Here is a 23,301-nt window from a genome sequence, read left to right as displayed (position 1 = left end):
GTCGGGGCAGGCGGCGTCAGCCGGAGACCTGCAGCAGCAGCTTGCCGGTGTTCACGCCGCGGTAGAGGCCGAGCAGCGCCTCCGGGAAGGCCTCGATCCCTCCGGTCAGCACGGTCTCACGGGGCTGCATCCGGCCGCTGGTGATGAGCTCGCCGATCGCCGCGACCGCCTCGGGGTAGCGGTCCTCGTAGTCGAAGACGACGAAGCCGGTCATCGACGCGCGGAAGACGAGCAGCGACATGTAGCGCCGCGGGCCGTCGGGCAGGGTCTCGTCGTTGTAGCCGGAGATCGCGCCGCAGAGCACCACCCTGGCACCGCGGGCGAGCGAGGCCAGGGCGGCGTCAAGCACCTCGCCGCCGACGTTGTCGAAGTAGACGTCGACCCCGTCCGGGGCGGCGGCACGGATCTGCTTGAGCAGACCGCCGGCCTTGTAGTCGATGGCCACGTCGGCACCGGTCTCCTCGACCCAGGCGACCTTCTCCGGGCCGCCGGCGATGCCGATCACCCGGCAGCCACGCGCCTTCGCCAGCTGCACCACGGTGCTGCCGACGGCGCCGGCGGCGGCCGAGACGAGGACGGTGTCGCCGGGCTGGGCGCGGCCGACGTCCTCGAGCCCGAAGTAGGCGGTCATGCCCGGCATGCCGAGAGCACCGAGCCAGGTGGACGGCGGGGCGAGGTCCGTGTCCAGCCGGGTGACCTCGGCGCCGTCGACGAGCGCGTGCTCGCGGACCCCGAAGACGCCGCTGACGACGTCGCCGACGGCGATCTCGTCGTGGGCGGAGGCGACCACCTCGCCGGAGCCGAAGGCGCGCATCACCTCACCGATCCCGACCGGGGGCACGTAGGAGCGCACGTCGTTGAGCCAGCCGCGCATCGCCGGGTCGAGGGAGAGCAGGTCCACCCGCACCACGACCTGGCCGGGACCGGGCTCGGGCACCTCGGTGGTGGCCACCTCCCAGGTGCTCTCGTCGGGATATCCCGTCGGGCGGGCAGCGAGCGTCACCTGGGTCGACGACCAGCTCATCGATCCTCCTTGAGGTCGGGCCGTGGCGCAGCGTTGCGCCCACGACCGGGTTCGGGCACGATGATCCTAACCTGAATCCGACCTCAACATCAGGTCCGGATGGTCAGAGTCGACCACCGGCCGGCCCCGACGCCGGCCCCGACGAGAGGCACACACCCATGGACATGAGCTCGCTCTTCTCCCTCGAGGGGCGCACCGCGCTGATCACCGGGGGCTCCCGGGGCATCGGCCGGATGATTGCCGAGGGCTTCCTGCAGCAGGGCGCGCGGGTCTACATCTCCGCCCGCAAGGCCGCGCACTGCGACGCCACGGCCGAGAAGCTCTCCGAGCTCGGGCACTGCGTCTCGCTGCCGGCCGACGTCTCCACCCGCGAGGGCATCGACGGGCTGCTGGCCGCCTACCGGGAGCACGAGGACAGCCTGGACATCCTCGTCAACAACGCCGGCGCCGCCTGGGGCGCCCCCTTCGACGAGTTCCCGGAGAGCGGCTGGGACAAGGTCATGGACCTCAACGTCAAGGCCCCCTTCTTCCTCACCCAGGCGGCCAAGCCGCTGCTGCTGGCCGCCCGGGAGCGCAGCGGCCGGCCGTCGAAGGTCATCACCACCGCCTCCATCGACGGCCTCTCGGTCAACCCGCTGGAGACCTACAGCTACCACGCCAGCAAGGCCGGGGTGATCCACCTGACCCGTCGGATGGCGGTGCGCCTGGCCCCCGAGGGCATCGTGGTCAGCGCGATCGCGCCGGGCGCCTTCGCCTCGACGATGAACAAGGACGCCCGCGACCGCGGCGACGAGATCGCCGGGGACATCCCCTCGGGGCGGATCGGGGTGCCGGAGGACATGGCCGGCGCGGCGGTCTACCTCGCCTCGCGGGCCGGTGACTACGTCGTCGGCGAGACCCTCGTCGTCGACGGCGGGGTGACCATCAACCGCTGATCGGTCGGCGACGCGAGCGCGCGGCGAACGCGAGCGCGTGGGTCGGGCCGGTGGTTCTGCGGAGCCACCGGCCCGATCAGCGTCCCAGCTGCGGCTGGGTGAGGCCGAGCGCGTTGGTCCACAGCCGGGTGGCCGCCGACACCAGGTCCTCCGGGGCCACCTCGATGACGTAAGGCCCGTCCGGGAGGAAGGCGCCCTGCGCCAGGCGGCTGACCATCCCGGAGAGCGCCATCGCGGCCACCGTCGGGTCGACCCCCTGGTCGGCCAGGCCGCGCGCCTGCAGGTCACGGATCGCCCGCGCGTTGCGCTCGACGAAGGCCTGCGAGCGGGCCCGGCGCAGCGAGCGGAAGGAGGGGTCGACCGCGGCGACCTGGTCGAGGAGCTGGTTGAGCCGGGCGTTGCGCTCGTAGGCGGCGAAGTAGGCCCGGTTGCTGGCGGCGATGATCTCCACCGGGTCGTCGGTGGACTCCACCCGGGCGATCCCCGGGTGCAGCATGTCGTTCTGCGCCTGCTGGACGACCGCGGCGAAGACCTCGTCCTTGCCCTCGAACCACGTGTAGAAGCTGCCGATCGAGCAGCGCGCCTCGGCGACGATGTCGACGAGCCGGGACTCGACGTAGCCGTCCCGCTCGAAGACCTTGCGGGCGGCCGCGATCAGCGCGTCACGGGTGCGCTGGCCCCGGGCGGTGGCCGGCTGCGTGCCCACCCGGGCGGGGTCGACGAAGGAGGGCAGCTCGGGATCGGTCGGCCCGGCGGAGGTGGTGCTCATCCGCCCCAGCCTAGTGCTGGCCGTCGAGGACGCCGTGCGCGTAGGCCACCAGGCCGTCGACCACCTCCGGAGGGAAGTGCCCGCTGGCCGAGAGGTTGCGCTCGTCGTCGAGCTGGCGACGGCGCACCCCTTCGATGATCACGGCCAGCTTCCACACGCCCAGGGCGTGCCAGAAGGGCACCGCGGAGACGTCCCGGCCGGTGGCCTCGGCGTACTCGCGCAGCAGATCCTCGCGGGTGACGAAGCCCTCGACCGTCGAGGCGTCGAAGCGCATCGTCGGCGGGTCGCCCGGCTGCGGCCAGTAGCCGAGCAGGGTGCCGATGTCGGCCAACGGGTCGCCCAGGGTGCACAGCTCCCAGTCGAGCACGGCCCGCACGGTGGCGTCCTCGGGGTCGATGATGACGTTGCGCACATGGCAGTCGCCGTGCACGAGGGTGATCTCCCCCGGCTCCGGCTCGATCTCGTGCAGCCGGGCGGTCAGCCGGTCCAGCTCGGGCAGCTCGCGGGTCTTGGACTTCTCCCACTGCCCGGACCAGCGCCGCAGCTGCCGCGCGGCGTACGGCTTGTGGCTGGCCAGGTCGGCCAGCCCGGTGGCCTCAAGGTCGACGGCATGGATGCGGGCCAGGGCGTCGACCACCGACGGGCCGACCGCGGCGCGCGCGGCCATCGGCAGCGCCTCGGCGTCCTCCCGGCTGTCCAGCACCGCCCCGTCCACCCAGGACATGAGCATCAGCGGCACGTCGGTGACCGTCGGGTCCTCGCACAGCCCGTGGATGTCCGGGATCGGCACCCCGGTGCCCTGCAGGCCGCTGAGGATGCGGTGCTCCCGGGCGACGTCGTGCGCCGAGGCCAGCAGCTCGCCCAGCGGGGGCCGGCGCAGCACCCACCGGTGACCGGCGGTGTCGCTGACCGCGAAGGTGAGGTTGGACTGGCCCAGCCCGACCCGCTCGAAGGTCAGCGGCGGCTGCGCGCCGATGCCGAGGCCGACGATCCAGTCGGTGACCGGACCGACGTCCAGGCCCTCCGGGGACTGCTGCTCTGCGGTCATGGGGACGGCTTCCTCTCGGTGCGGGATCGCGACGGGCGGGGCGGGCGGCTCAGCGGCCGCCGGCCCGCTCCGGGTCGCGCCGACGGTACTCCTGCCGGGCGATGGTGCGCTTGTGCACCTCGTCCGGCCCGTCGGCCAGGCGCAGGGTGCGCATGTGCGCGTACCACTGGGCCAGCGGGAAGTCGTCGCTGACGCCGCCGCCGCCGTGCACCTGGATCGCCCGGTCGAGGACCTTGAGGGCGACGTTCGGCGCGGCGACCTTGATCGCCGCGATCTCGGTGCGGGCCTGCTGGTTGCCGACCGTGTCCATGAGGTAGGCCGTCTTGAGGGTGAGCAGCCGGACCATCTCGATGTCGATCCGGGCCTCGGCCACCCAGTCCTGGACGTTCGCCCGGTTCGCCACCGGCTCGCCGAAGGTGACCCGGGAGCGGGCCCGGTCGATCATGAGGTCCAGCGCCCGCTCGGCCACACCGATGGCGCGCATGCAGTGGTGGATCCGGCCCGGGCCCAGGCGAGCCTGGCTGATCGTGAAGCCGTCGCCCTCGCCGGAGAGCAGCGCCTCCTTGGGCACCCTGACGTCCTCGAAGACGACCTCGGCGTGCCCTTCGCGGTCCTGGTAGCCGAAGACCGGCAGGCCGCGCACGACGCGCACGCCGGGGGTGTCCAGCGGCACGACCATCATCGACTGCTGCCGGTGGGTGGGCGCCTCCGGGTCGGTCTTGCCCATGACGATGAGCACCTTGCAGTTCTGGTGCAGCGCGTTGGAGGTCCACCACTTGCGGCCGTTGATGACGTACTCGTCGCCGTCGCGGACCATCGAGGTCTCGATGTTCGTGGCGTCCGAGCTGGCGACGTCCGGCTCGGTCATGGCGAAGGCGGAGGCGATCTCGCCGTCGAGCAGCGGGCGCAGCCAGCGCTCCTTGTGCTCGTCGGTGCCGAAGAGGGTGAGCACCTCCATGTTGCCGGTGTCCGGGGCGTTGCAGTTGATCGCCTCCGGGGCGATCTCGATGCTGCGCCCGGTGATCTCGGCGAGGTGGGCGTACTCGAGGTTGGTCAGGCCCGGGCCCCACTCGGCGTGCGGGTGGAAGAGGTTCCACAGACCGCGGCTGCGGGCCTCGGCCTTGAGGTCCTCGAGCACCTGCGGCTGGTGGTTGGGGTTGCCGGACGCGATCATCTGCTCGCGGTAGGTGGCCTCCGCGGGGTAGACGTGCTCGTCCATGAAGGCGAGCAGCCGCTCGCGATAGTCCTGACCGCGCTCACTCAGCGAGAACATCGTCACCGTTCCTTCGTCGTGCTGGTCGGGCCGGGCGCCACGGCGGCGCCGGCGAGGAGGGACTCCACCTGGCTGATGGTCTCCCGGGCGTCGCGGTGGCGCACCCCGAGGATGTCCAGCCGGGCGGCGCCGTCGAGGTTGTGCTGCAGGTCGTCGACGAGCACGCAGCGGCCGGGGGCCACCCCGAGGCGCTCGGTGGCGATCCGGTAGATCTCGCGGGAGGGCTTGCGCACCCCCACCTCCGCGGAGATCACCGAGACGTCGAAGAGCTCGTCCTGGTCGATCCGGGCGTAGCAGTCGCGACCGAGCGAGTTGGAGACCATGGCGACCGGGACGCCGCGACGGCGCAGGTCGCGCACCCAGTCGATCATCGCCTCGTCGAGGTCCAGCCGCTGGCCGAGCCGGGTCAGCAGACCCTCGGCCGGGACGTCGGCTCCCCCGCCGCAGAGGGCGGCGGCGAAGGCGTGCTCGAAGCCGGCGTCGTCGAGCAGCCCCTTCTCGTGGTCGACGAGGGCGCGGCGGGTGGGCTCGTGCTCGGCGACCAGCCGGAGGGCGGTGTCCGGCGGCAGGCCGAGCTCGGCGGAGAAGTCGGCGAAGGCGTCCTTGATCGGCAGCGTGAGCACGCCGCCGTAGTCGATGAGCACCGCGTCGGCCCGGGAGCTGCTCCCGTCGGCCTGCGTCGTGGTCGTCATCGCCCACCACCCTTCCCACCTCGTCGTGGACAGGTATACTTGAATGCTGATTCAGATTCAAGGCGAGGGCGAGGCTCAGTGAGCGCACCGACCGACCCGCCACCGGCTGCGCCGGGGCAGGGCGTGGCCGCGGCGCTGGCCGCCCTCTTCGGGGTGACCGGCCTGGGCAGCGCCGCCGTGGCGGTCTCGCTGCCGGTGCTCGCCGACAGCCTCGACGCCACCCCGGGGCGGGCCGCGCTCGTGGTGAGCGCCTACGCGCTCAGCCTGGCCGTCGGCAGCGCGGTGATGGGACGTCTCGGCGACATCTACGGCATCCGTCGCCCGCTGGTCACCGGCCTCGTCGTCATGGTGGTCGCCGCCAGCGTCGGCGCCACCGTGGACTCGCTGCCGGCGCTCATCGCCGCCCGGGTGGTGCAGGGCCTGGGCGCCTCGGCGATCCCCGCGCTCACCCTGGCGGCGGTGCACTCCCGCTTCGCCGGGGCCGGCCGGGACCGGGCGATGGCCACCTACTCCGGGGTCGGCGCGACGGTCAACGCCCTGGGGCCAGTGATCGGCGCGATGATCGTCGGACCGCTGGGCTGGCGGCCGGTGGTGGCCATCCCGGTGGCCTCGCTGCTCGTGCTGCCGGTGGTCTGGAGCGCCCTGCCCAGCACCCCGGAGCCGGACGCCCGGCTGGACCTGCCCGGGGCGGCGCTGGTCGGGATCGCCGCCAGCGGCGCCATCCTCGCGCTGCAGTTCGCCACCCTCGGGCCGACGATCGCCGTGGCCGGCCTGGTCGCGCTGCTGATCGCCGCCCCGTGGGCGGTGGCGCGCTCGCGCTGGCGGCCGGAGGGCATCATCACCGCGGCGATGGTCACCCACCCGACCGCCCGACGCAGCCTCTTCACCGCGGTGAGCCTCAGCTCGGCCTGGTTCGGCATGCTCGTGGCCATCCCCACCCGGCTGGCCGACGCGGGCTGGAGCGGGGTGCAGATCGGGCTCATCCTCGTGCCCAGCGCCGTGCTGGGCCTGGTCGCCTCCCGGATCACCTCGCCGATGCTGGCCCGCTTCGGGCTGGTGCGCAGCCAGCTCGTCGCGCTCACCGGCTCCACCCTCGCGCTGTGCCTGGCGGCGGTCGGCGCCGCCGCGGTCTCGGCACCGCCGCTGGTGCTGGCCACGCTGACCCTGATGCTCTCCTTCGGCCTGGGCCAGCCGGCGATGAGCGGGCTCATCGCCGACGCCGTCCCGGCCCGCACCCGCGGCGGGGCGCTGGGGCTGATGACCCTCTTCTTCCTCGCCGGCGGCAGCCTCGGTGCTGCCGTCGTCGGCGGGCTGACCAGCCAGATCGGCACCACCGGCTCGCTGCTCGTGCTCGCGATCATCCCGGCGCTGGGAGCGCTGAGCTTCGTCGGGCCGAGCCGCCGGGCCTTGACCGCCCCCACCGGCTGACCTAGCGTCCTACCTGAACCCAGATTCATCTTTTACGAGGGAGCGACGTGAGCGAGACGACCAGCCCCACCGAGCACGTCCTGACCGACCGGCGCGACGGGGTGCTGACGATCACCCTGAACCGTCCGGAGCGGCGCAACGCCATGTCCCGCGAGATGGTCGAGGGCCTCGCCGAGCACCTCGAGCAGGCCGCCGGCGACGACACGGTGGGGGCGGTCGTGCTCACCGGGGCCGGGCGCGCCTTCTGCGCCGGCGGCGACGTCCAGCAGTTCGACGAGGACGGGGGCGAAGGGGGCGGCGCCACCGAGGTCGACCCCGACGCGGTGGCGCTGCAGGTCGCCCAGCAGCGGGCGACGGTCAGCCGGATCCACACCCTCCCCCAGCCGGTCGTCGCCGCCCTGCCCGGCGCTGCCGCCGGCGCCGGCCTCGGGCTCGCCCTGGCCGCCGACCTGCGGATCGGCACCCCGCGGACCGTCGTGGCCACCGCCTTCGCCACCGTGGGGCTCTCCGGCGACTACGGGGTGGCCTGGCTGCTGGACCGGCTGGTCGGCCCCGCGGTGGCCCGTGAGCTGCTGCTGCTCAACCCACGGCTGGACGGGCAGCGCTGCCTCGAGCTGGGCCTGGTCAACCAGCTCGTCGCGGAGGACGAGCTGGCCGGTGCCGCGCACGACCTCGCCGCGCGACTGGCGGCCGGGCCGCGGCCGGCGCTGGGCCACATCAAGCGCAACCTCGTCGACGCGCCCGGGCTGAGCCTGGAGGAGTCCATGGAGCGAGAGGTGCAGCGGCACAAGGAGTGCGGGCTCAGCGAGGACCACGTCGAGGCCGTGCGCGCCTTCGTCGAGAAGCGGCCGCCGGTCTTCCGCTGAGCCGACCGTCGCCGACGTCGCGGTCGGTGGCCGGGGCGCGCTACCCCGCGGCCGCCTCCAGGTCGAGCAGCTGCCGCTTGGCCTCCGGGCCGCCACGGTAGGCACCGGGGGTGCCGTCGCTGCGCACCACCCGGTGGCAGGGCAGCACCAGCGGCAGCGGGTTGCGCGCGCACGCGGTGCCCACTGCACGGACCGCCCGGGGCCGGTCGGCCAGCGCGGCCACCTGCGCGTAGGAGGCGGTCTGCCCGTAGCGGATCCGCGGCAGCGCCGAGGCCACCACCTCGCGGCGGAAGCCGTGCAGCAGGCTGAGGTCGAGCGGCAGGTCGAAGGAGCGTCGACGCCCGTCGAGGTACTCCTCCAGCTCGCGGGCGGGCTCGTCCAGCCGGCGGCCGCCGGCGAGGATGCGTGGGCTCACCCGGGCGGCGAGGTCGGTCAGGACCGCGTCCACCCCTTCGCCGGGGAAGGCGACCCGCAGCAGGCCCGTCGGGGTGGCTGCCACGAGCAGGCGACCGAGCGGGCCGTCCACCTCGCGGTAGCTGATGTCGAGGTCGCCGCTGGCCTCGGCGCGGCGGGCCAGGTCGGCGCGCAGCCGGGTGAGCTCGTCGCGCGGGGCGAGGTCGTCGCGCGGGGTCAGGTCGGTACGCGGGGTCGGGTCGGTGTGCTGCTGGTTCATCGGATCTCTTTCTGCCGCAAGGTCTTCAGTCCGTCGGCGGCGGCTCGTCTGGCCGCCGCCTCGGTGCCACCGACGAGCTCGACGATGTGGCCGTAGCCGAGCCCGCCGAGGTAGCGGTAGGTGACCACCTCGCGCTGCTTGCGCGGGAGCGCGGCCACGTGGGCCCAGACCCCGCTCTCGCTGGTCAGGATGGTCTCGGGGCTCTCGCTGGTCCCGGCGGTCTCGGTCGGCCCGGTCGGCCCGGTCGCCCGCTCGGGGAGCTCGTCGGTGGGCAGGGCCCGGCGGCCGCGGGCGCGCAGCACGTCCAGGCAGGTGCGTCGGGCCACGGTGACCAGCCAAGCCTCGGGGTCGAGGTCGTCGGGCAGGTCGGGCCAGGCGCGCAGCGCCTTGAGGAAGGTCTCGCTCCACGCGTCGTCGGCCTCGTCCGGGCCCACCATCCCGCGGCACAGCCGCAGCACGCGGGCGCCGTGGTCGTCGACGACCTGCTCGAAGGGGGCCAGGCTCATCAGCGTCCTCAGAAGAGGGCGCCACGGTCGGTGGCCGCCGGCTCCTCGAGGGTCAGCAGCGCGCGCTTGCGCTCCAGGCCGCCGGCGTAGCCGGTGAGCGAGCCGTCGGCGCCGAGCACCCGGTGGCAGGGCACGACGACCGAGACCGGGTTGGCCCCGACCGCCTGACCGACGGCCTGCGGCGCGGCACCGAGCTCCTCGGCGAGCGCGCCGTAGGTCGTCGTCTCGCCATAGGGGATCTGCTGCAGGCGGGTCCACACCGCCTGGTGCAGCGCCGGGCCGTCCAGGCGCAGCGGCAGGTCGAAGGTGGTCCGCTCGCCGGCGAGGTAGGCGACCAGCTGGTCGCGGACCTCGGTGGCCAGCGGGTCGTCGGCCAGGTCGGTCTGGCGGCCGGCCTCGGCCCGCTCGGGGCGGGTCCAGTGGCCGGGGAAGTAGATGCCGGTCAGCGCGTCCCCGTCGAGGACGAGGGTCAGGTCGCCGAGGGTGGTGCTGGCGACGGTGTGCCGGGTGGTCGGGGTGTCCACGGTGTCGATCATGCCCTGAGGACGCCGCGGCCGACGGATCTGTGAGATCGAGACGACGCGCCTGCCGTCGCGCGCGGGTCGAGGTGATCCACGCCGCAGGACGAGGCGGGTATCACCTCGACCCCGGCGGCTAGCCTCTCGCTCATGACGATGCGCGCCTGGCAGGTCACCGCTCACGGCGAGCCGGACGAGGTGCTCGCCCTGGCCCAGGACGTCGCCGTGCCCGAGCCGGGCCCGGGCCAGGTGCGGGTCGCGGTGTCGGCGACGGCGGTCAACTTCGCCGACGTGCTGCTCTGCCGCGGCGAGTACCAGGTGCGCCCGGACCTCCCCTTCTCCCCCGGTCTGGAGGTCTGCGGACGAGTGACGGCCACCGGGCCGGACGTCGACCACGTCGCGGTCGGCGACCGGGTGCTCGGGGCGACCGCGCTGCCGCACGGAGGGTTCGCGCAGGAATGCCTGCTCGAGGCGGTCGCCACCTTCGCCGCGCCGGAGGGGCTGGACGACGCCGCGGCGGCGGCGCTGCTGGTGAGCTATCACACCGGCTGGCTCGGGCTGCACCGTCGCGCGCACCTGCAGGCCGGCGAGCACCTGCTCGTGCACGCCGCCTCCGGTGGGGTCGGCTCGGCCGCCGTCCAGCTCGGTCGGGCCGCCGGGGCGCACGTCATCGGGGTCGTCGGCGGCTCAGACAAGGTGGCGATCGCCCGCGAGCTCGGCTGCGACGTGGTCATCGACCGCCGCGAGGAGGACCTCGTCACGCGGGTCAAGGAGATCACCGAGGGGCACGGGGCGGATGTCGTCTACGACTCGGTCGGCGGACCGGCCTACGACCAGAGCACGAGGTGCATCGCCTTCGAGGGGCGGATCGTCGTCGTCGGCTTCGCCGGGGGCCGGATCAGCGAGGCCCGGCTCAACCACGCGATGGTGAAGAACTACGGCATCCTCGGGCTGCACCTCAACCTCTACCGCACCCGCGCGCCGGAGGTCGTGGGCGAGTGCCACGAGGACCTGGTGCGCCTGGCCGACGTGGGGCAGATCGCGCCGCTGCTCGGCGAGCAGCTCCCCTTCGGAGAGGTGCCGCGGGCGCTGACCGCGCTGGCCAGCGGCGGCACCACCGGCCGCATGGTCATCACCGCCGACTGACCCTCCCCCCCATCCGCAACTGCCCGGGCAAATTCGCGCCACCCTCCGCAACTGCCCGGGCAAATCACCGGTAGTCCGCAACTGCCCGGGCAAATTCACCGGTAGTCGCCAACTGCCCGGGCAAACTCGCCCGACCCTCCGCAACTGCCCGGGCAAATCACCGGCAGTCGCCAACTGCCCGGGCAGTTGCGGAGAAGGGGGGTCAGCGGGCGAAGCGTTCCCGGCTGAGCAGCGCCTCCTCGAGCTCGGACTGGGCGTCGACCATCGAGCGCCGCACGCCCTGCGGCAGGTCGGCCCGCTCCAGGGTCGCCCGGCTCAGCCGCAGCGTCTCCGGGGTGACGATCCGCGACGGGTAGGCCATGAGCGCCACCCGGGAGAGGGCGTCCTCGCCGATCCAGCCGGACATGGCCGGCACGTCCGCGAAGTAGCGCTCGACGTAGGGCAGCACAAGGTCCCGGTCGGCCGGTCCCCAGAAGCCGGCGGCCAGCGCCACCAGCTCGTAGTTGCTCAGCTCGCGGCTCGTGGTCAGCTCGCGCCAGGCCGCCTCCTTCGCCTCCGGGGTCGGGATGGCCGCCCTGGCGGTGAGCGCCCCCAGCGCGCCGGTCATCGTCCGGTCGTGGGCCAGCGCCGCGTCGATGCCCGCCTCGTCGAGCAGCCCGCGGCGGGCCAGCTGGCCGAGCACGATCCACCGGAAGTCCTGGTCTCCCTCCAGCCCGCTCGGCAGCCCACGCCCGTCGGCCCACGGGCGCAGCCGCCCGTCGACGTCCTCGGTGGTGCGGGCGATGAGCCGCGCCGCGTGCAGCGCCCGGCTGCTGCCCGGCTCGGCCTCCGCCAGCACCTGCTCGCCGACCGCGGCCATCCGGGCACGCGCCTCGTCCTGCTCGTCCTCGGGCAGCAGCACCCGGATCACCCGGTTCGTCAGGTGCATCCCGATCCGGCTGAAGATCGAGTCGTCGTCCTCGACCGGCAGCGCCGCCTCGCCGAGCTCGACGAGCCGGCGCGGGTCGACGAGGGAGAGCGCCGCCCCGTCTCGCAGACCGACCCAGACGACCGCCCGGGCCTGCGCGTCGGTGACCTGCGGCAGCTGGCCGGGCAGCGCGTCCAGGGTGGTGCCGTCGAGCTGCGGGGTGGCCCAGGTGAGGTCGCCGGCGTTGGGGATGATCAGCGGCGCCGCCAGGTCGAGCCCCTCGACCTGGGCGCTCGGGCTGTCCAGGGTGAGCTCGACCCGCGAGGTACGGGCGCCGTCGCTGTAGGTGGCGACGTCCATCGCGTGCGGCCGGTCGGCGGGCCGGTCCTGCGGCGGGGTGCGGGTGATCGTGCCCTGCCGGTCGACGGCGATGACGTCCACCCCGGAGGTCTCCAGCCAGGCGGCGCTCCACGCGGCCACGTCGAGCTCGTCGCTGCTGGCCCGCTGCATCGCGCCGAGGAAGTCGGCGAGGGTGGCGTTGCCGTGGGCGTGCCCGCCGAGGTAGTCGCGGATCCCTTCGAGGAAGGCGTCGTCCCCGATCCAGGCGATGAGCTGGCGCAGGACGGCTGCCCCCTTCGCGTAGGAGATCCCGTCGAAGTTGGCCAGTGCCGACTTCGCGTCCGGGGCCGGGGAGCCGGCGACCGGGTGGGTGCTCGGCGAGCGCTCGGCGCTGTAGCCCCACGCCTTGCGGGCGACGGTGGCGTCCACCCAGGCCTGGTCGTAGCCGGTGGCCGCGACGAGGCAGCGGTGCGCCATGTACTCGGCGAAGGACTCGTTGAGCCACAGGTCGTCCCACCAGCGCAGCGTCACCAGGTCGCCGAACCACATGTGCGCCATCTCGTGGCTGATCGTGTTGGCCCTGGTGAGCACCTCGTCGTCGCTGGCCGCCCCGCGGAAGAGGTAGCTGTCCCGGATGACGACGCAGCCCGGGTTCTCCATGGCGCCGGCGTTGAACTCCGGGGCGAAGACCTGGTCGTAGTCGTCGAAGGGGTAGTGGATCCCGAAGATCGAGTGGAAGTAGTCGAAGCTGGCCCGGGTGACCGCCATCATCTCCGGGGCGTGCCGCTCCAGCTCGGCCTGCAGGCTGGCCCGGGCGTACATGCCCAGGGAGATGCCGTCGTGCTCCTCGCGGACCTGCACGTAGGGGCCGGCGCAGATGCTGACGTAGTAGGTGGCCAGCGGCTGGGTCTCGCGCAGCCGCCACAGCCCGTCGGCGTCCTGGGTGGCGCGACCGTTGCCGATGACCACCCAGTCCTGCGGGGCACGGGCGGTGACGACGTAGGGGGCCTTGAGGTCGGGCTGGTCGATGCAGGCGAAGACGGTGGGGCCGGCGTCGAGGAACATGTGCCCGTAGACGTAGTCGCTCCCGTCGGCAGGGTCGCTGGCGCGGTGCAGCCCTTCGCCGTCGTGGCTGTAGGCCATCGTCGCCTCGACCTCGACGACGTGCTCGCCGGGGGTGAGGCTGACCGGCAGGCGCCGCTCGGCGAGGCTGGTCGCGTCGAGCTCGACGCCGTCGAGCGTCGCCCGGTGCAGGGTGACCGGCGCGACGTCGACGAAGGTCTCGCCGTCCCGCGAGGCGGTCAGGTGGATCCGGGTCGTGGAGCCGAAGTGCTCGGCGCCGCGGTCGAGGTCGAGGTCGACCTCCATCCGGCGGACGGTCAGCAGATCGGTGCGGTCACGGGCTTCGTCGAGGGTGAGGGAGGGCACGCCCCTCATCGTGTCAAAGGTGGCGCGGATCCTCCCTTCGAGCCCCGCGCTCGCCGCCCATACGCCGCCCCCCAGCCCCCCGCAACGTCCCTGCAGCGCGAGCTACCACGCAGTAAGTGCTGTGATCACGACACCTACTGCGTGGTAGCCGGGTTCTTCAGGGTGCGCCGGAGTGGCGGGCGGGGCAGGTCGGGGTGACCGGCGAGGGGGCCGACGCGTCAGCCGAGGCGGTGGCCGTAGGCCATCTGCTCCAGCCGGGCGACCCGCTCGTCCATCGGCGGGTGGGTGGAGAAGAACTTCTTGACGTCGCCGGCCCGGAAGGGGTTGGCGATCATCATGTGCGCCTGGTTCTCCAGCTGCGGGGTCGGGCGCAGCGGCGCCTGCTGGGTGCCGCGCTCGAGCTTGCGCAGCGCCGAGGCCAGCGCCAGCGGGTCGCCGGTCAGGCTCGCGCCGTCCTCGTCGGCGTCGTACTCCCGGGTGCGGCTGATCGCCATCTGGATGATCATCGCGGCGAAGGGCGCCAGCAGCGCCATCGCGATGAGCGCGATCGGGTTGGGCCGGTCCTCGCTGCTGCCGCCGAAGAAGAGCGCCATCTGGGCGACCGAGGAGATGACACCGGCGATGGCGCCGGCGATCGAGCCGGTGAGGATGTCGCGGTTGTAGACGTGCATGAGCTCGTGGCCGAGCACCCCGCGCAGCTCGCGCTCGTCGAGCAGCTCGAGGATGCCCTGGGTGCAGCAGACCGCCGCGTTCTCCGGGTTGCGGCCGGTGGCGAAGGCGTTCGGCGCCATGGTCGGCGAGACGTAGAGCTGCGGCATCGGCTTGTTCGCCTTCTGGCTCAGCTCCTCGACGATCCGGTACATCGCCGGCTGCTCCTGCGGGGTGACCGGCTGCGCCTTCATCGCCCGGATCGAGAGCTTGGCCGAGTTCCAGTAGGTGTAGGCGGTCGTGGCCAGGCCGAAGAGGGCGAAGAGCCAGATGAAGCGGCCGTTGCCGACGAGCGCCCCCACGCCGAGGAGCAGCGCCCAGATCCCGCCGAAGAGGGCCGCGGTCTTCAGCCCGTTGTAGTGCTTGTGCATACCTGGTCAACGTCCTCTCAGGTGCTCAGGTTCCGCTACGTCCAACGTACTGCCGGGCCCGGCTCTTCCCGCTCGGTGCCTGCGCCGACGCGGTCACAGCACGCCCAGCAGCAGCGCCGGGGCGACCGTGGCCGCGACGAGGAGCGCCCCGCCGCAGGTGGCGACCACCGCCGGCAGGCGTTGCGGCTCCCCTTCGCGCTCCTCCCGTTCAGGGGCCAGCAGCAAGGCCACCCAGCGCAGGTAGACCGCCAGCGCGACCACCGCGGCGATGACGGCGGGCAGCGCCACCCACCACAGTCCGTCGGCCGCCAGCGGTCGCAGCGCCGCGACCTTTGCGAGGAGCCCGGCGATGCCGGGCGGCAGACCGGCGAAGGTGAGCAGGGCGAGCACGAGCGATCCGGCCACCAGGGGTTCGCGGCGGGCCAGGCCGCGGTGCTCCGCCAGCTCCCGACCGGCCAGGCCGAGGGCCGACACCGCGGCGAGGGCGGTGAGCGCGGCGACCGCGTAGACCGCGAGGTAGCCGGTCGCGGCGGCGGTGTCACCGGCGACGAGCGGGGCGACCACCCACCCGGCCTGGGTGATGCCGGACCAGGCGAGCAGCCGGACCGGGTCCTGCTGCCGCAGCGCCACCACGGCGCCGACGAGCAGGGAGGCGACGGCCAGCACGCCCAGGGCCGGCTGCAGCGTCGGCAGCACCGCGGCCGCCGCCTCGACGACGGCGCTCAGCGCCGCCAGCGCGGCGACGGTGGAGACGGTGGCCAGCAGCAGCGCGAGGCGTGGGCCGGCGCTGGGGTAGGTGGTCGGGGTCCAGGCGTGGAAGGGGACGAGCGAGAGCTTGAAGGCGACACCCGCCACGAGGAAGGCGGCGGCCGCGGCGAGGATCCGGGCGTCGTCGGGGGCCTGGGTCGCCGACCAGGCGGCAGCAGCGTCGAGGCGGAGGCTGCCGGTCACCGTCACCCACAGCCCGGCGCCGACGACGGCCAGCGCGAAGGAGGTCAGCGAGGTGGTCAGCAGCGGCATCGCCCCGCCCTCGTGCCGCTCGCCGCGCAGGGCGACGAGGCCGACGATCGGCAGGGTCGCCAGCTCGAGGGTGACCAGCCAGGTGGCCAGGTCGGCGGCCGCGGGCAGCGCGGCGGCTCCGGCGACCGCGGCGAACAGCAGCGCGGCCTCGACCGCGGGGTCCCGCCCGGCGCTGACGCTGCCGCTCCCTTCAGCCGTGTGGCCCCCATCGACGCCACCAGCCTCGCGTCCATCGCTGCGCTCGGGGCCGCGGCCGCCGAGCAGCAGCACGAGCACGGCCAGTCCCGCCAGCAGCGCCACCGCCTGCAGCAGCGCGTCGCTCGGGCTGACCTGCATGAGACAGGTGCCGGTCTGCGGTCCGGTCGGCAGCGGCACTGTCAGCGCCCGGTCACCCTCGAAGCACAGCGTCTGCGGCACCTCGCCGGATGCCGCACGCACCCGCAGCGCGACGGCCGAGAGGGCGCCACCGGCCAGCGCGAGGGCGCCGACGATGAGCGGCAGCCGGTGTGCCCTGGGCAGCAGCGCGTCGAGCAGCAGCACGAGCACGGCGGCGACGGCCGGGACCAGGGCCGGGCCGGCGATGAAGGGGTCGAGCTCGGGGGTCATCCGGCCCCACCGCCCATGAGGGTGGCCACGGCCGGGTCGGTGACCGCGAGCACCAGCCCGGGCGCGACGCCGAGGACGATCACGGCGAGCGCGAGCCCCGTCGCCGGCACGAGCTCGTCACGATCCAGCTCGCCGTCGGGGAGGAGGCGGTGCGCGGGGTGGAGGTGATGCGGGGGGTGGAGGTGTTCCGACGCGCCAGAGCGCGCCCCATCACCTCCACCGAGCGCGGCGGTCCCTGGGTGGAGGTGTTCCGACGCGGCGACCCGGTCGCGAGCCTCCCCCGACGCGCCACCCTCCGGCTCGCCCCACCACACGATCCGCGCCACCCGCAGCGCGTACGCCGCAGCCAGCGCGGCGCCCAGGGCGGCGACCACGACCGCGCCGACGAAGACCCCTTCGGCCCGGTCCGGTGCGGGTCGCCAGGCGGCGACCAGCGCACCCATCTCTCCCCAGAAGCCGGCCAGCCCGGGCAGCCCGAGGCTCGCCGCGAGCCCGACCATGAGCAGCAGCCCGGTGCGCGGCGCAACCTCGCGCAGCGCCGGCCAGGCCAGCGCGAGGTCGTCGTCACCGCGGCGCGCCTTGAGCCCGCCGACGAGCACGAAGAGCAGCGCCGAGATCACCCCGTGCGCCAGGTTGCCGTAGAGCGCCGCGACCACCCCGGTCTCGGTGCCGGAGGCCAGCCCGAGCACGACGAAGCCCATGTGCGCGATCGAGGACCAGGCCACCAGCCGCTTGAGGTCCCGCTCGCGCAGGCACACCAGCCCGCCCCAGACGATCCCGGTGACGGCCAGCACGGCGAGCACCGGGGCCAGCCGGGCGAAGCCGTCCGGCACGGTGGCCAGGGGGAGCCGCACCAGCCCGTAGGTGCCGAGCTTGAGCAGCACCGCGGCGAGCAGCACCGATCCCGCGGTCGGGGCGGTGGTGTGCGCGGCCGGCAGCCAGGAGTGCAGCGGCCAGAGCGGCACCTTCACCGCGAGCCCGGCGGTGAGCAGGACCGCGACCACAGTCTGCGTGGTCCGGTCGAGGTCGCCGCTGCGGGCGGCGAGCACCCCCAGGTCGGCTGTCCCGGCGGCGGCGATCAGCGCGAGCACGCCGAGCAGCAGCAGCGTCGAGCCGAGCCCCGTGTAGAGGACGAAGCGCATCCCGGCCTCGCGCCGGGCCGCCGGGTCGCGGGCGTCGCCGAAGCGGGTGATGAGCACCCACACCGGCACGAGCACGGTCTCGAAGGCGACGACGAAGAGCAGCGCGTCCCGGGCGGCGAAGGCGGCCAGCGCCCCACCGAGGGTGATGAGCAGGCAGGCGACGAAGGTGGCCGACCGCCCCCCGTCGACCGGGCGCCGCCGGGCGGCCAGCGCCGCTCCGGCGGTGACCGCGGCAGCCAGGACCGCCAGCGGTCCGCTGATCCCGTCGAGGGCGAGGTGCAGGCGCAGCCCGAGCGCGGGCAGCCAAGGCACGTCGAGCACGTCACCGGTGGCCCAGGCGAGCGCGAGCAGCCCGAGGCTGGTCAGCGCGGTGAGCGCCGCGACGAGGGTGAGCCGGGCGTGCCGTGCCTCGGGGGTGGCCAGCGCGACCAGCCCGACGAGCAGCGGCAGCCCGACGGCCGCCGCGATGAGTGCGCCGGTCACCAGATCACCCCCAGGGTGACCACGAGGAGGGCGCCGGCGCCGACGAGCAGCACGCCGGTGGCCGGTCGCCCGCGGCGCTGGCTGCGTTCGCCGAGGCCGGCGGTCCCCTGGGCGCCCCAGCCGACGGCGTGCACGTAGCTCTCCAGCACCTCGCGGTCGAGGAAGCGCACCAGCCCGGAGAGGGCGAGCACCGGTCGGGCCACGAGCCGCCGGTAGGCGTGGTCGGCGTGCAGCCCGGCCGCGGCGACGTCACCGACCCGGCCGGTGATCAGCCGGTGCGCCCGCGGGTCGGCGTGGACCAGCCAGCCGAGGGCGGCACCGAGCAGCACGAGCACGACCACCCCGGCGATCAGCGGCAGCCCGGCGTGGGCGGCCTCGGGCAGCGCGTCGTCGACGAGCACCCAGCCGCCGATGACGGTGAGCGCGGTCAGCACGAGCAGCACGAGCGCCACCGCGCGCGGCATCACCGCCTGCTGCCGGGTGCCGTCGTGGCTGGCGGGGTCGGCGGTGGCGACGAGCAGCGCGCGGGTGGCGTAGGCGGCGGTGAGCACCGCGCTGAGCAGGATGGCCACGAGCACCGGGCCGGAGGCGGTCGGAGCGTCGCTCACCTGCACCGAGGCGACGATCCGCTCCTTCGAGATGCCGCCGACGAGCAGGGGCACCCCGGCGATGGAGGCCAGGCCGAGGACCCAGCCGGCCAGCGCGGCGCGGTGCTGCCGGGCCGCACCGACGAGACGCTCGGCGCCTGTGCCGCCGCGGGTGGCGACCAGCCAGCCGAGGGTGAGGAAGAGCAGCGCCTTGGCGATGGCGTGGGCGTAGAGGTGCAGCAGCGCGGCCCCGGCGGCCACCCCGGCACCGGCGGCGGCCAGCGGGAGCAGCATGAGCGAGACCTGGCTGACCGTGGACCAGGCGAGCATCCGCTTGAGGTCGCGCTGCAGCAGCGCGAGCAGGGCCGCCAGCACCATGGTCAGGCCGGCGCTGAGCGCGAGCAGCAGCCGGGCCGGCTCGGCGAGCAGCAGCAGCGGCAGCAGCTGGGCGAGCAGCACGGTGCCGGCGGCGACCATGGTGGCCGCGTGGATCAGCGCCGAGGCCGGGGTCGGCCCGGCCATGGCGTCGGCCAGCCAGTCCTGGAAGGGCAGCTGCGCGGACTTGCCGAGCACCCCGACGACGACGAGCACGAGCGCCGTCGAGCGCAGGGCCGGGGAGACCTCGTCCCCGGTCCAGGTGTCCAGCACCGCGGCCCGAGCGGTGCTGCCCGCCTCGGCGACGAGCAGGGTGACCCCGAGGACGAGCGCGACGTCGGCCAGCCGGGTGACGAGGAAGGCCTTGTGCGCCGCTCGCCGGGGCGCCTCTCGGCGGCTCCAGTGCCCGATGAGCAGGTAGGAGCACCAGCCCATGACCTCCCACCCGACGAGGGTGAGGACGAGGTCGGAGGAGACGACGAGCAGCAGCATGGCCGCGGCGAAGAGAGCGACCGTGGCGTGGAAGGAGCGGCGCCGGTCGTCGTCGCCGAGCGACCACACGGCGTAGGTCTGCACGGCGAGCACGATCACCGCGACGAGCAGTGCCAGCAGGGCGCTGGTCGGGCTGAGCGCGGTGGTCAGCGGCAGGTCGAGGTCACCGAAGGGGTAGCCGCCCCCCGGCACCGGGCGGGCGGCGTTGTCGGCGAAGGGGTCCGACGCGGGCGCCGGCCCCACCTCGGCCAGCCCGAGGGCGGCGACGACGGTGGTCGCGAGCGCCCCGAGCAGGGCGACCAGCGACGCCAGGCCGGAGCGTCGGGAGCCCAGGGCGAGCACCGCGGTGACCGCGGGCAGGCCGACGAGCGCCCAGGTCATCGGCGGCCGTCCTGGCCGGGCGGTGCGAGGTCCGTGCGGCCGGTGGTCGTCGGGTCCGGGTCGGCGGCCTCGGCGGCGAGGTCGACGTGGCCGCGGCGGCGGTAGGCGGCGACGATCACCGCGAGGGCGAGCACCACCTCGGCGGCGGCGATGGTGATGACGAAGAGGGTGAGCACCTGCCCCGACCAGGTCGGGTCCTGGGCGAGCGCGCCGGCGGTGACCAGCAGCAGCCCGCCACCGGCCAGGACGAGCTCGACGCCGACGAGCAGCAGCACCGCGTTGCGGCGGGTGAGGATGCCGTAGAGGCCCAGCCCGACGAGCAGGCTGGCGACGAGGTACGGGCCGGCGCTGTGGATCACGAGCGCTCCCGGGTGATCGCCAGCGCGGCGACGAGGGCGGCGATGAGCAGCACCGAGATGAGCTCGAAGGGCCACACCCAGGTGGAGAAGATCTGCTCGGCCATGGTCTCGCTGCCGGCCTGGCGGATCCGCTGGCGGCGGGCCACCGGCAGCAGCACGCTGAGCAGCAGGCTGGTGGTGCCGGCGGCCACGGCCGCGGCGAGCATCCGTTGCACCGGGCCGACGCTGGCGTCGTCGTTGGTCGCGGTGGGGGCCCGGGTGAGCATGAGCGCGAAGACGACGAGCACGACGACCGCGCCGACGTAGACGAGCACCTGCACCAGCGCGACGAGCTCGGCGCCGAGGACGAGGTAGCAGCCGGCCAGGCCGAGGAGGGAGACGACCAGCCAGAGCGCGGCGTGCACCACCTGCCGGCTGGTCACCGCCAGCGCGCCGGCGGCCACGGTCAGCGTGCCGGCGGCGGCGAAGGCGATCTCGTGGCCGGTCACCGGCGCCCTCGGCGACGGTCCGGCTTCTCCGCAGCAGCGATCTCCGGCGCCTCGGCGGCCCGCTCGTCCAGCGGCGGGGGCGGCGGCACCTGCGCCGCCCACTCCCCCAGCCGGTCCTTCTCGTGGAGCAGGTCGCGGATGTCGGTCTCGGCGTACTCGAACTCGGGGCTCCAGAAGAGCGCGTCGAAGGGGCACACCTCGATGCAGATCCCGCAGTACATGCACAGCGAGAAGTCGATGGCGAAGCGGTCCAGGACGTTGTGCTGACGGGCCCGGCCCCCTTCGCGCTCCGGCGGCGTCTCCTCCTTGTGGGAGTCGATGTAGATGCACCAGTCCGGGCACTCGCGGGCGCAGAGCATGCACGAGGTGCAGTTCTGCTCGACGAGGGCGATGACGCCGCGGCTGCGCGCAGGCAGGTCGGGGGCGACGTCGGGGTACTCGTGGGTGTGCGTCGGGCTGGCCAGCTGGCGGGCGGTGGTGGCCATGCCCTTGAGCAGGCCGGGGACGAAGCGCTCGGTCATGCGGTGACCACCACCCCGACCGCGGTGAGCGCGACCTGCAGCAGGGCGAGCGGCACCAGCGAGGTCCAGGCGAGGCGCTGCAGCTGGTCCTCGCGCATCCGCGGCCAGCTCATCCGCGCCCACAGGATGAGCAGCACGACGAGAGCCGCCTTGGCCAGCGTCCACAGCCAGCCCAGGTGGTCGGCGGCCGGGCCGCGCCAGCCGCCGAGGAAGAGCACCGCGAAGAGGGTGGACATGACGACGATGCCGGCGTACTCGGCGAGCAGGAAGAAGGCGAAGCGCAGCCCGGTGTACTCGGTCCACGGTCCCATGACCACCTCGCTGTCGGCGACCGGGGCGTCGAAGGGCGGGCGCTGCAGCTCGGCGAGCGCGGCGACGAGGAAGACAAGCGCGCCGGGCAGCTGCCACAGCAGCCACCAGGGGCTCCACGCCTGCACGACCCCGCCGAGGGAGAGGGTGCCGGCGGCCATCGCCACCGAGGCGACAGTGAGGATGAGCGGCAGCTCGTAGGAGAGCAGCTGGGCGACCGAGCGCATCGCGCCGACGAGGGCGTACTTGTTGGCGCTGCCCCAGCCAGCCATGAGGGTGCCGAGGACCCCGACCCCCGCGGCGGCGAGGACGAAGACGAGCGAGGCGGGCACCTCCGCGGCGGCCAGGCCGGGGTGGATCGGCAGCACGGCCACCGCGACCATGTAGGGCACGAGGGCGACGGCGGGGGCCCAGCGGAAGAGCGGACGGTCCGCGGCGGCCGGGGTGATGTCCTCCTTCTGCACGAACTTCACGCCGTCGGCGATCAGCTGGGCCCAGCCGTGGAAGCCGCCGGCGTACATCGGGCCCACCCGGCCCTGCATGTGCGCCATGACCTTGTGCTCGGTCTGGCCGACGAGCAGCGGCAGCACGAGGACCGCGAGCACCGCGGCCAGCGAGCGGATGGTGACCTCGGTCAGGCTCATCGCGGCTCACCCGGCTCTGACGGCTGTGTCGGCTCTGACGGCTGTGTCGGCTGTGTCGGCTGTGCTGGCTCTGCCGGGTCGTCGGTAGGCGCGGTCCCGGCGGGGTGCGGACCCCAGTCGGGTCCGGGCACGCCCGGCGCAGAGACCCGGCGCCGGCTCGGCGAGCGGCGACCGCCGTGGCCCTCGCCCGGTTCCTTGCCGCCGGGCCAGGGCTTGGTGGCCCGGGCGGCGAGCACGAAAGACTTGCGCAGCGGGGTGCCCTCGAAGCCCTCGGGCAGCAGCAGCGGCCGCAGCCCGCGACCGCTGCCGTCGTCGAAGCCGTCGATCGCCAGGCCGAACATCTCGTGCGTCTCGCGCTCGTGCCAGGCTGCCCCGGCGACGACCCCGGTGAGGCTGGGCAGGGCGGCGCCCTCCGGCACGGTGGTGCGCAGCAGCAGCGTCGCCTGGTCGCGGTCGTCGCGCGGCGCGGGGTCGACTAGGTGGCACCAGACGTCCAGGCCGGGTGCGGGGTCACGGTCGGTCTCGTCCACCGCGCTGAGCCAGTCGAAGAAGGTGTATCCCTCGTCCCGGGCGGCGGCCACCGCGCTCACCCAGTCGGCGAGCTCGACGTCGAGTCGCCGCTCAGCCACGGCGGTCCCCGTCCTGGGAGGTCGGCGGGCGGACCAGGTCGCGCTGCACCTCGCCGGCACCGGCCGCCCGGTGCCCGGCGAAGCGGCGACGGTCGCTCTGGGTGTCCTCGTCGGCGATCCGCTGCTGCAGGGTGAGGATGCCGTGCAGCAGGGCCTCGGGCCGGGGCGGGCAGCCGGGGACGTAGACGTCGACCGGGATGAGCTGGTCGACCCCCTTCGTCACGGAGTAGGAGTCCCAGTAGGGGCCGCCGGAGTTGGAGCAGGCGCCGAAGGAGATGACGTACTTCGGCTCGGGCATCTGGTCGTAGAGGCGGCGGACGGCGGGGGCCATCTTGTCGGTGACGGTGCCGCTGACCACCATGAGGTCGGCCTGCCGCGGGCCGGAGGCGAAGGGGATGACGCCGAGGCGGATGAAGTCGTGCCTGGCCATCGAGGCGGAGATGAACTCGATGGCGCAGCAGGCCAGCCCGAAGTTGAAGACCCAGAGGCTGTAGCGGCGGCCCCAGCTGAGCACGACCTTCATCGGCTTCGGGGCGTGCGCGGCGACCGGCCCGACTCGGGGCATGGGCAGGTCCGTCGTCACGCGGGTCACCCTAGCGAGGGGGACCGACCAGGGTGGGCCGGTGCGGGCGAG

23 protein-coding genes are annotated in these 23,301 nt (G+C 74.2%); 4 read left to right on the top strand and 19 right to left on the bottom strand.

The genetic code is table 11. The annotated features are described in order from the left end of the window. Positions 1-16: 16 nt before the first annotated feature. Complete coding sequence (locus tag BJY28_RS08070; protein WP_179462559.1) at positions 17-1,024, bottom strand: NADP-dependent oxidoreductase; 1,008 nt, start codon at positions 1,022-1,024, stop codon at positions 17-19. A gap of 164 nt (positions 1,025-1,188) precedes the next feature. Here BJY28_RS08070 and BJY28_RS08065 point away from each other — a divergent pair, with 164 nt between their 5' ends. Further along, on the top strand, positions 1,189-1,959 hold the full coding sequence (locus tag BJY28_RS08065) for an SDR family oxidoreductase (protein ID WP_246313370.1): 771 nt from the start codon (positions 1,189-1,191) through the stop codon (positions 1,957-1,959). Positions 1,960-2,035: 76 nt separating this feature from the next. Here BJY28_RS08065 and BJY28_RS08060 read toward each other — a convergent pair whose 3' ends face one another. The 4 genes from BJY28_RS08060 to BJY28_RS08045 are packed head-to-tail and all read right to left on the bottom strand — an operon-like array spanning position 2,036 to position 5,741. Beyond that, entirely contained in the window at positions 2,036-2,728 is a 693-nt protein-coding gene (locus BJY28_RS08060; RefSeq protein ID WP_179462557.1) for a TetR/AcrR family transcriptional regulator, read from the bottom strand. A gap of 10 nt (positions 2,729-2,738) precedes the next feature. Further along, positions 2,739-3,776, bottom strand: coding sequence for a phosphotransferase family protein (locus BJY28_RS08055; protein WP_179462556.1), 1,038 nt, complete (start codon positions 3,774-3,776; stop codon positions 2,739-2,741). Positions 3,777-3,825: 49 nt separating this feature from the next. Then, a complete protein-coding gene (locus tag BJY28_RS08050; protein WP_179462555.1) occupies positions 3,826-5,049 on the bottom strand; it encodes an acyl-CoA dehydrogenase family protein in 1,224 nt (407 codons plus the stop codon). A 2-nt stretch (positions 5,050-5,051) separates the two neighbouring features. Further along, positions 5,052-5,741 (bottom strand): HAD family hydrolase, encoded by a 690-nt coding sequence (locus BJY28_RS08045; RefSeq protein ID WP_179462554.1) that lies wholly within the window; start codon positions 5,739-5,741, stop codon positions 5,052-5,054. Positions 5,742-5,819: 78 nt separating this feature from the next. Between BJY28_RS08045 and BJY28_RS08040 the strand changes: the two genes are divergently transcribed. Together BJY28_RS08040 and BJY28_RS08035 are read left to right on the top strand one after the other, a co-directional pair. Beyond that, the gene (locus BJY28_RS08040; RefSeq protein WP_343037020.1) at positions 5,820-7,169 is read left to right on the top strand and encodes an MFS transporter; all 1,350 of its coding nucleotides are present in this window, start codon (positions 5,820-5,822) and stop codon (positions 7,167-7,169) included. 47 nt (positions 7,170-7,216) lie between these two features. Beyond that, on the top strand, positions 7,217-8,035 hold the full coding sequence (locus BJY28_RS08035) for an enoyl-CoA hydratase-related protein (protein WP_179462553.1): 819 nt from the start codon (positions 7,217-7,219) through the stop codon (positions 8,033-8,035). A 40-nt stretch (positions 8,036-8,075) separates the two neighbouring features. On the opposite strand, the gene BJY28_RS08030 is transcribed toward BJY28_RS08035, so the two are convergent. Genes BJY28_RS08030 through BJY28_RS08020 form a run of 3 tightly spaced genes read right to left on the bottom strand, consistent with a single transcriptional unit; the run spans position 8,076 to position 9,750 of the window. Beyond that, positions 8,076-8,708, bottom strand: coding sequence for a methylated-DNA--[protein]-cysteine S-methyltransferase (locus tag BJY28_RS08030; protein WP_179462552.1), 633 nt, complete (start codon positions 8,706-8,708; stop codon positions 8,076-8,078). Then, positions 8,705-9,214, bottom strand: coding sequence for an RNA polymerase sigma factor (locus tag BJY28_RS08025; protein ID WP_179462551.1), 510 nt, complete (start codon positions 9,212-9,214; stop codon positions 8,705-8,707). The genes BJY28_RS08030 and BJY28_RS08025 overlap by 4 nt, the downstream gene beginning before the upstream one ends. An 8-nt stretch (positions 9,215-9,222) precedes the next feature. Further along, the gene (locus BJY28_RS08020) at positions 9,223-9,750 is read right to left on the bottom strand and encodes a methylated-DNA--[protein]-cysteine S-methyltransferase (protein WP_179462550.1); all 528 of its coding nucleotides are present in this window, start codon (positions 9,748-9,750) and stop codon (positions 9,223-9,225) included. A 132-nt stretch (positions 9,751-9,882) separates the two neighbouring features. On the opposite strand from BJY28_RS08020, the gene BJY28_RS08015 reads away from it, so the two are divergent. Next, entirely contained in the window at positions 9,883-10,878 is a 996-nt protein-coding gene (locus BJY28_RS08015) for an NADPH:quinone oxidoreductase family protein (protein WP_218875251.1), read from the top strand. 202 nt (positions 10,879-11,080) lie between these two features. Here the strand turns inward: BJY28_RS08015 and pepN are convergent, their stop codons facing one another. The 11 genes from pepN to BJY28_RS07960 all read right to left on the bottom strand — a co-directional run bounded on the left by pepN (position 11,081) and on the right by BJY28_RS07960 (position 23,250). After that, positions 11,081-13,561, bottom strand: coding sequence for an aminopeptidase N (pepN, locus tag BJY28_RS08010; protein ID WP_218875250.1), 2,481 nt, complete (start codon positions 13,559-13,561; stop codon positions 11,081-11,083). A gap of 209 nt (positions 13,562-13,770) precedes the next feature. After that, positions 13,771-14,631: a zinc metalloprotease HtpX gene (gene htpX / locus BJY28_RS08005; protein WP_179462548.1), complete on the bottom strand. Its 861-nt coding sequence runs from the start codon at positions 14,629-14,631 to the stop codon at positions 13,771-13,773. Between the two features lie 93 nt (positions 14,632-14,724). Further along, positions 14,725-16,257 carry a proton-conducting transporter transmembrane domain-containing protein gene (locus BJY28_RS08000; RefSeq protein ID WP_179462547.1) on the bottom strand — a complete coding sequence of 511 codons (1,533 nt, stop codon included), beginning with the start codon at positions 16,255-16,257 and terminating at the stop codon, positions 14,725-14,727. Further along, positions 16,254-17,882 (bottom strand): complex I subunit 4 family protein, encoded by a 1,629-nt coding sequence (locus BJY28_RS07995; protein ID WP_343037019.1) that lies wholly within the window; start codon positions 17,880-17,882, stop codon positions 16,254-16,256. Before BJY28_RS07995 ends, BJY28_RS08000 begins: the two co-directional genes overlap by 4 nt. Next, the gene (locus BJY28_RS07990) at positions 17,879-19,717 is read right to left on the bottom strand and encodes an NADH-quinone oxidoreductase subunit 5 family protein (RefSeq protein WP_179462546.1); all 1,839 of its coding nucleotides are present in this window, start codon (positions 19,715-19,717) and stop codon (positions 17,879-17,881) included. Before BJY28_RS07990 ends, BJY28_RS07995 begins: the two co-directional genes overlap by 4 nt. Further along, the gene (nuoK, locus tag BJY28_RS07985; protein ID WP_179462545.1) at positions 19,714-20,076 is read right to left on the bottom strand and encodes an NADH-quinone oxidoreductase subunit NuoK; all 363 of its coding nucleotides are present in this window, start codon (positions 20,074-20,076) and stop codon (positions 19,714-19,716) included. Before nuoK ends, BJY28_RS07990 begins: the two co-directional genes overlap by 4 nt. Beyond that, entirely contained in the window at positions 20,073-20,564 is a 492-nt protein-coding gene (locus BJY28_RS07980; RefSeq protein ID WP_179462544.1) for an NADH-quinone oxidoreductase subunit J, read from the bottom strand. Before BJY28_RS07980 ends, nuoK begins: the two co-directional genes overlap by 4 nt. Continuing rightward, positions 20,561-21,085, bottom strand: coding sequence for a NuoI/complex I 23 kDa subunit family protein (locus BJY28_RS07975; protein WP_179462543.1), 525 nt, complete (start codon positions 21,083-21,085; stop codon positions 20,561-20,563). Before BJY28_RS07975 ends, BJY28_RS07980 begins: the two co-directional genes overlap by 4 nt. Next, positions 21,082-22,038: a complex I subunit 1/NuoH family protein gene (locus tag BJY28_RS07970; protein WP_179462542.1), complete on the bottom strand. Its 957-nt coding sequence runs from the start codon at positions 22,036-22,038 to the stop codon at positions 21,082-21,084. The genes BJY28_RS07975 and BJY28_RS07970 overlap by 4 nt, the downstream gene beginning before the upstream one ends. After that, positions 22,035-22,667, bottom strand: coding sequence for an NADH-quinone oxidoreductase subunit C (locus BJY28_RS16615; RefSeq protein ID WP_179462541.1), 633 nt, complete (start codon positions 22,665-22,667; stop codon positions 22,035-22,037). Before BJY28_RS16615 ends, BJY28_RS07970 begins: the two co-directional genes overlap by 4 nt. Next, positions 22,660-23,250: an NADH-quinone oxidoreductase subunit B gene (locus tag BJY28_RS07960; RefSeq protein WP_425485701.1), complete on the bottom strand. Its 591-nt coding sequence runs from the start codon at positions 23,248-23,250 to the stop codon at positions 22,660-22,662. Before BJY28_RS07960 ends, BJY28_RS16615 begins: the two co-directional genes overlap by 8 nt. Positions 23,251-23,301 lie beyond the last annotated feature (51 nt).

The organism is Janibacter alkaliphilus (genome assembly GCF_013408565.1).
GTDB classification, from domain to species: domain Bacteria; phylum Actinomycetota; class Actinomycetes; order Actinomycetales; family Dermatophilaceae; genus Janibacter; species Janibacter alkaliphilus.
The sequence above is the reverse complement of the archived record's forward strand: the minus strand, read 5'-3'. Positions and strand labels throughout refer to the sequence as shown.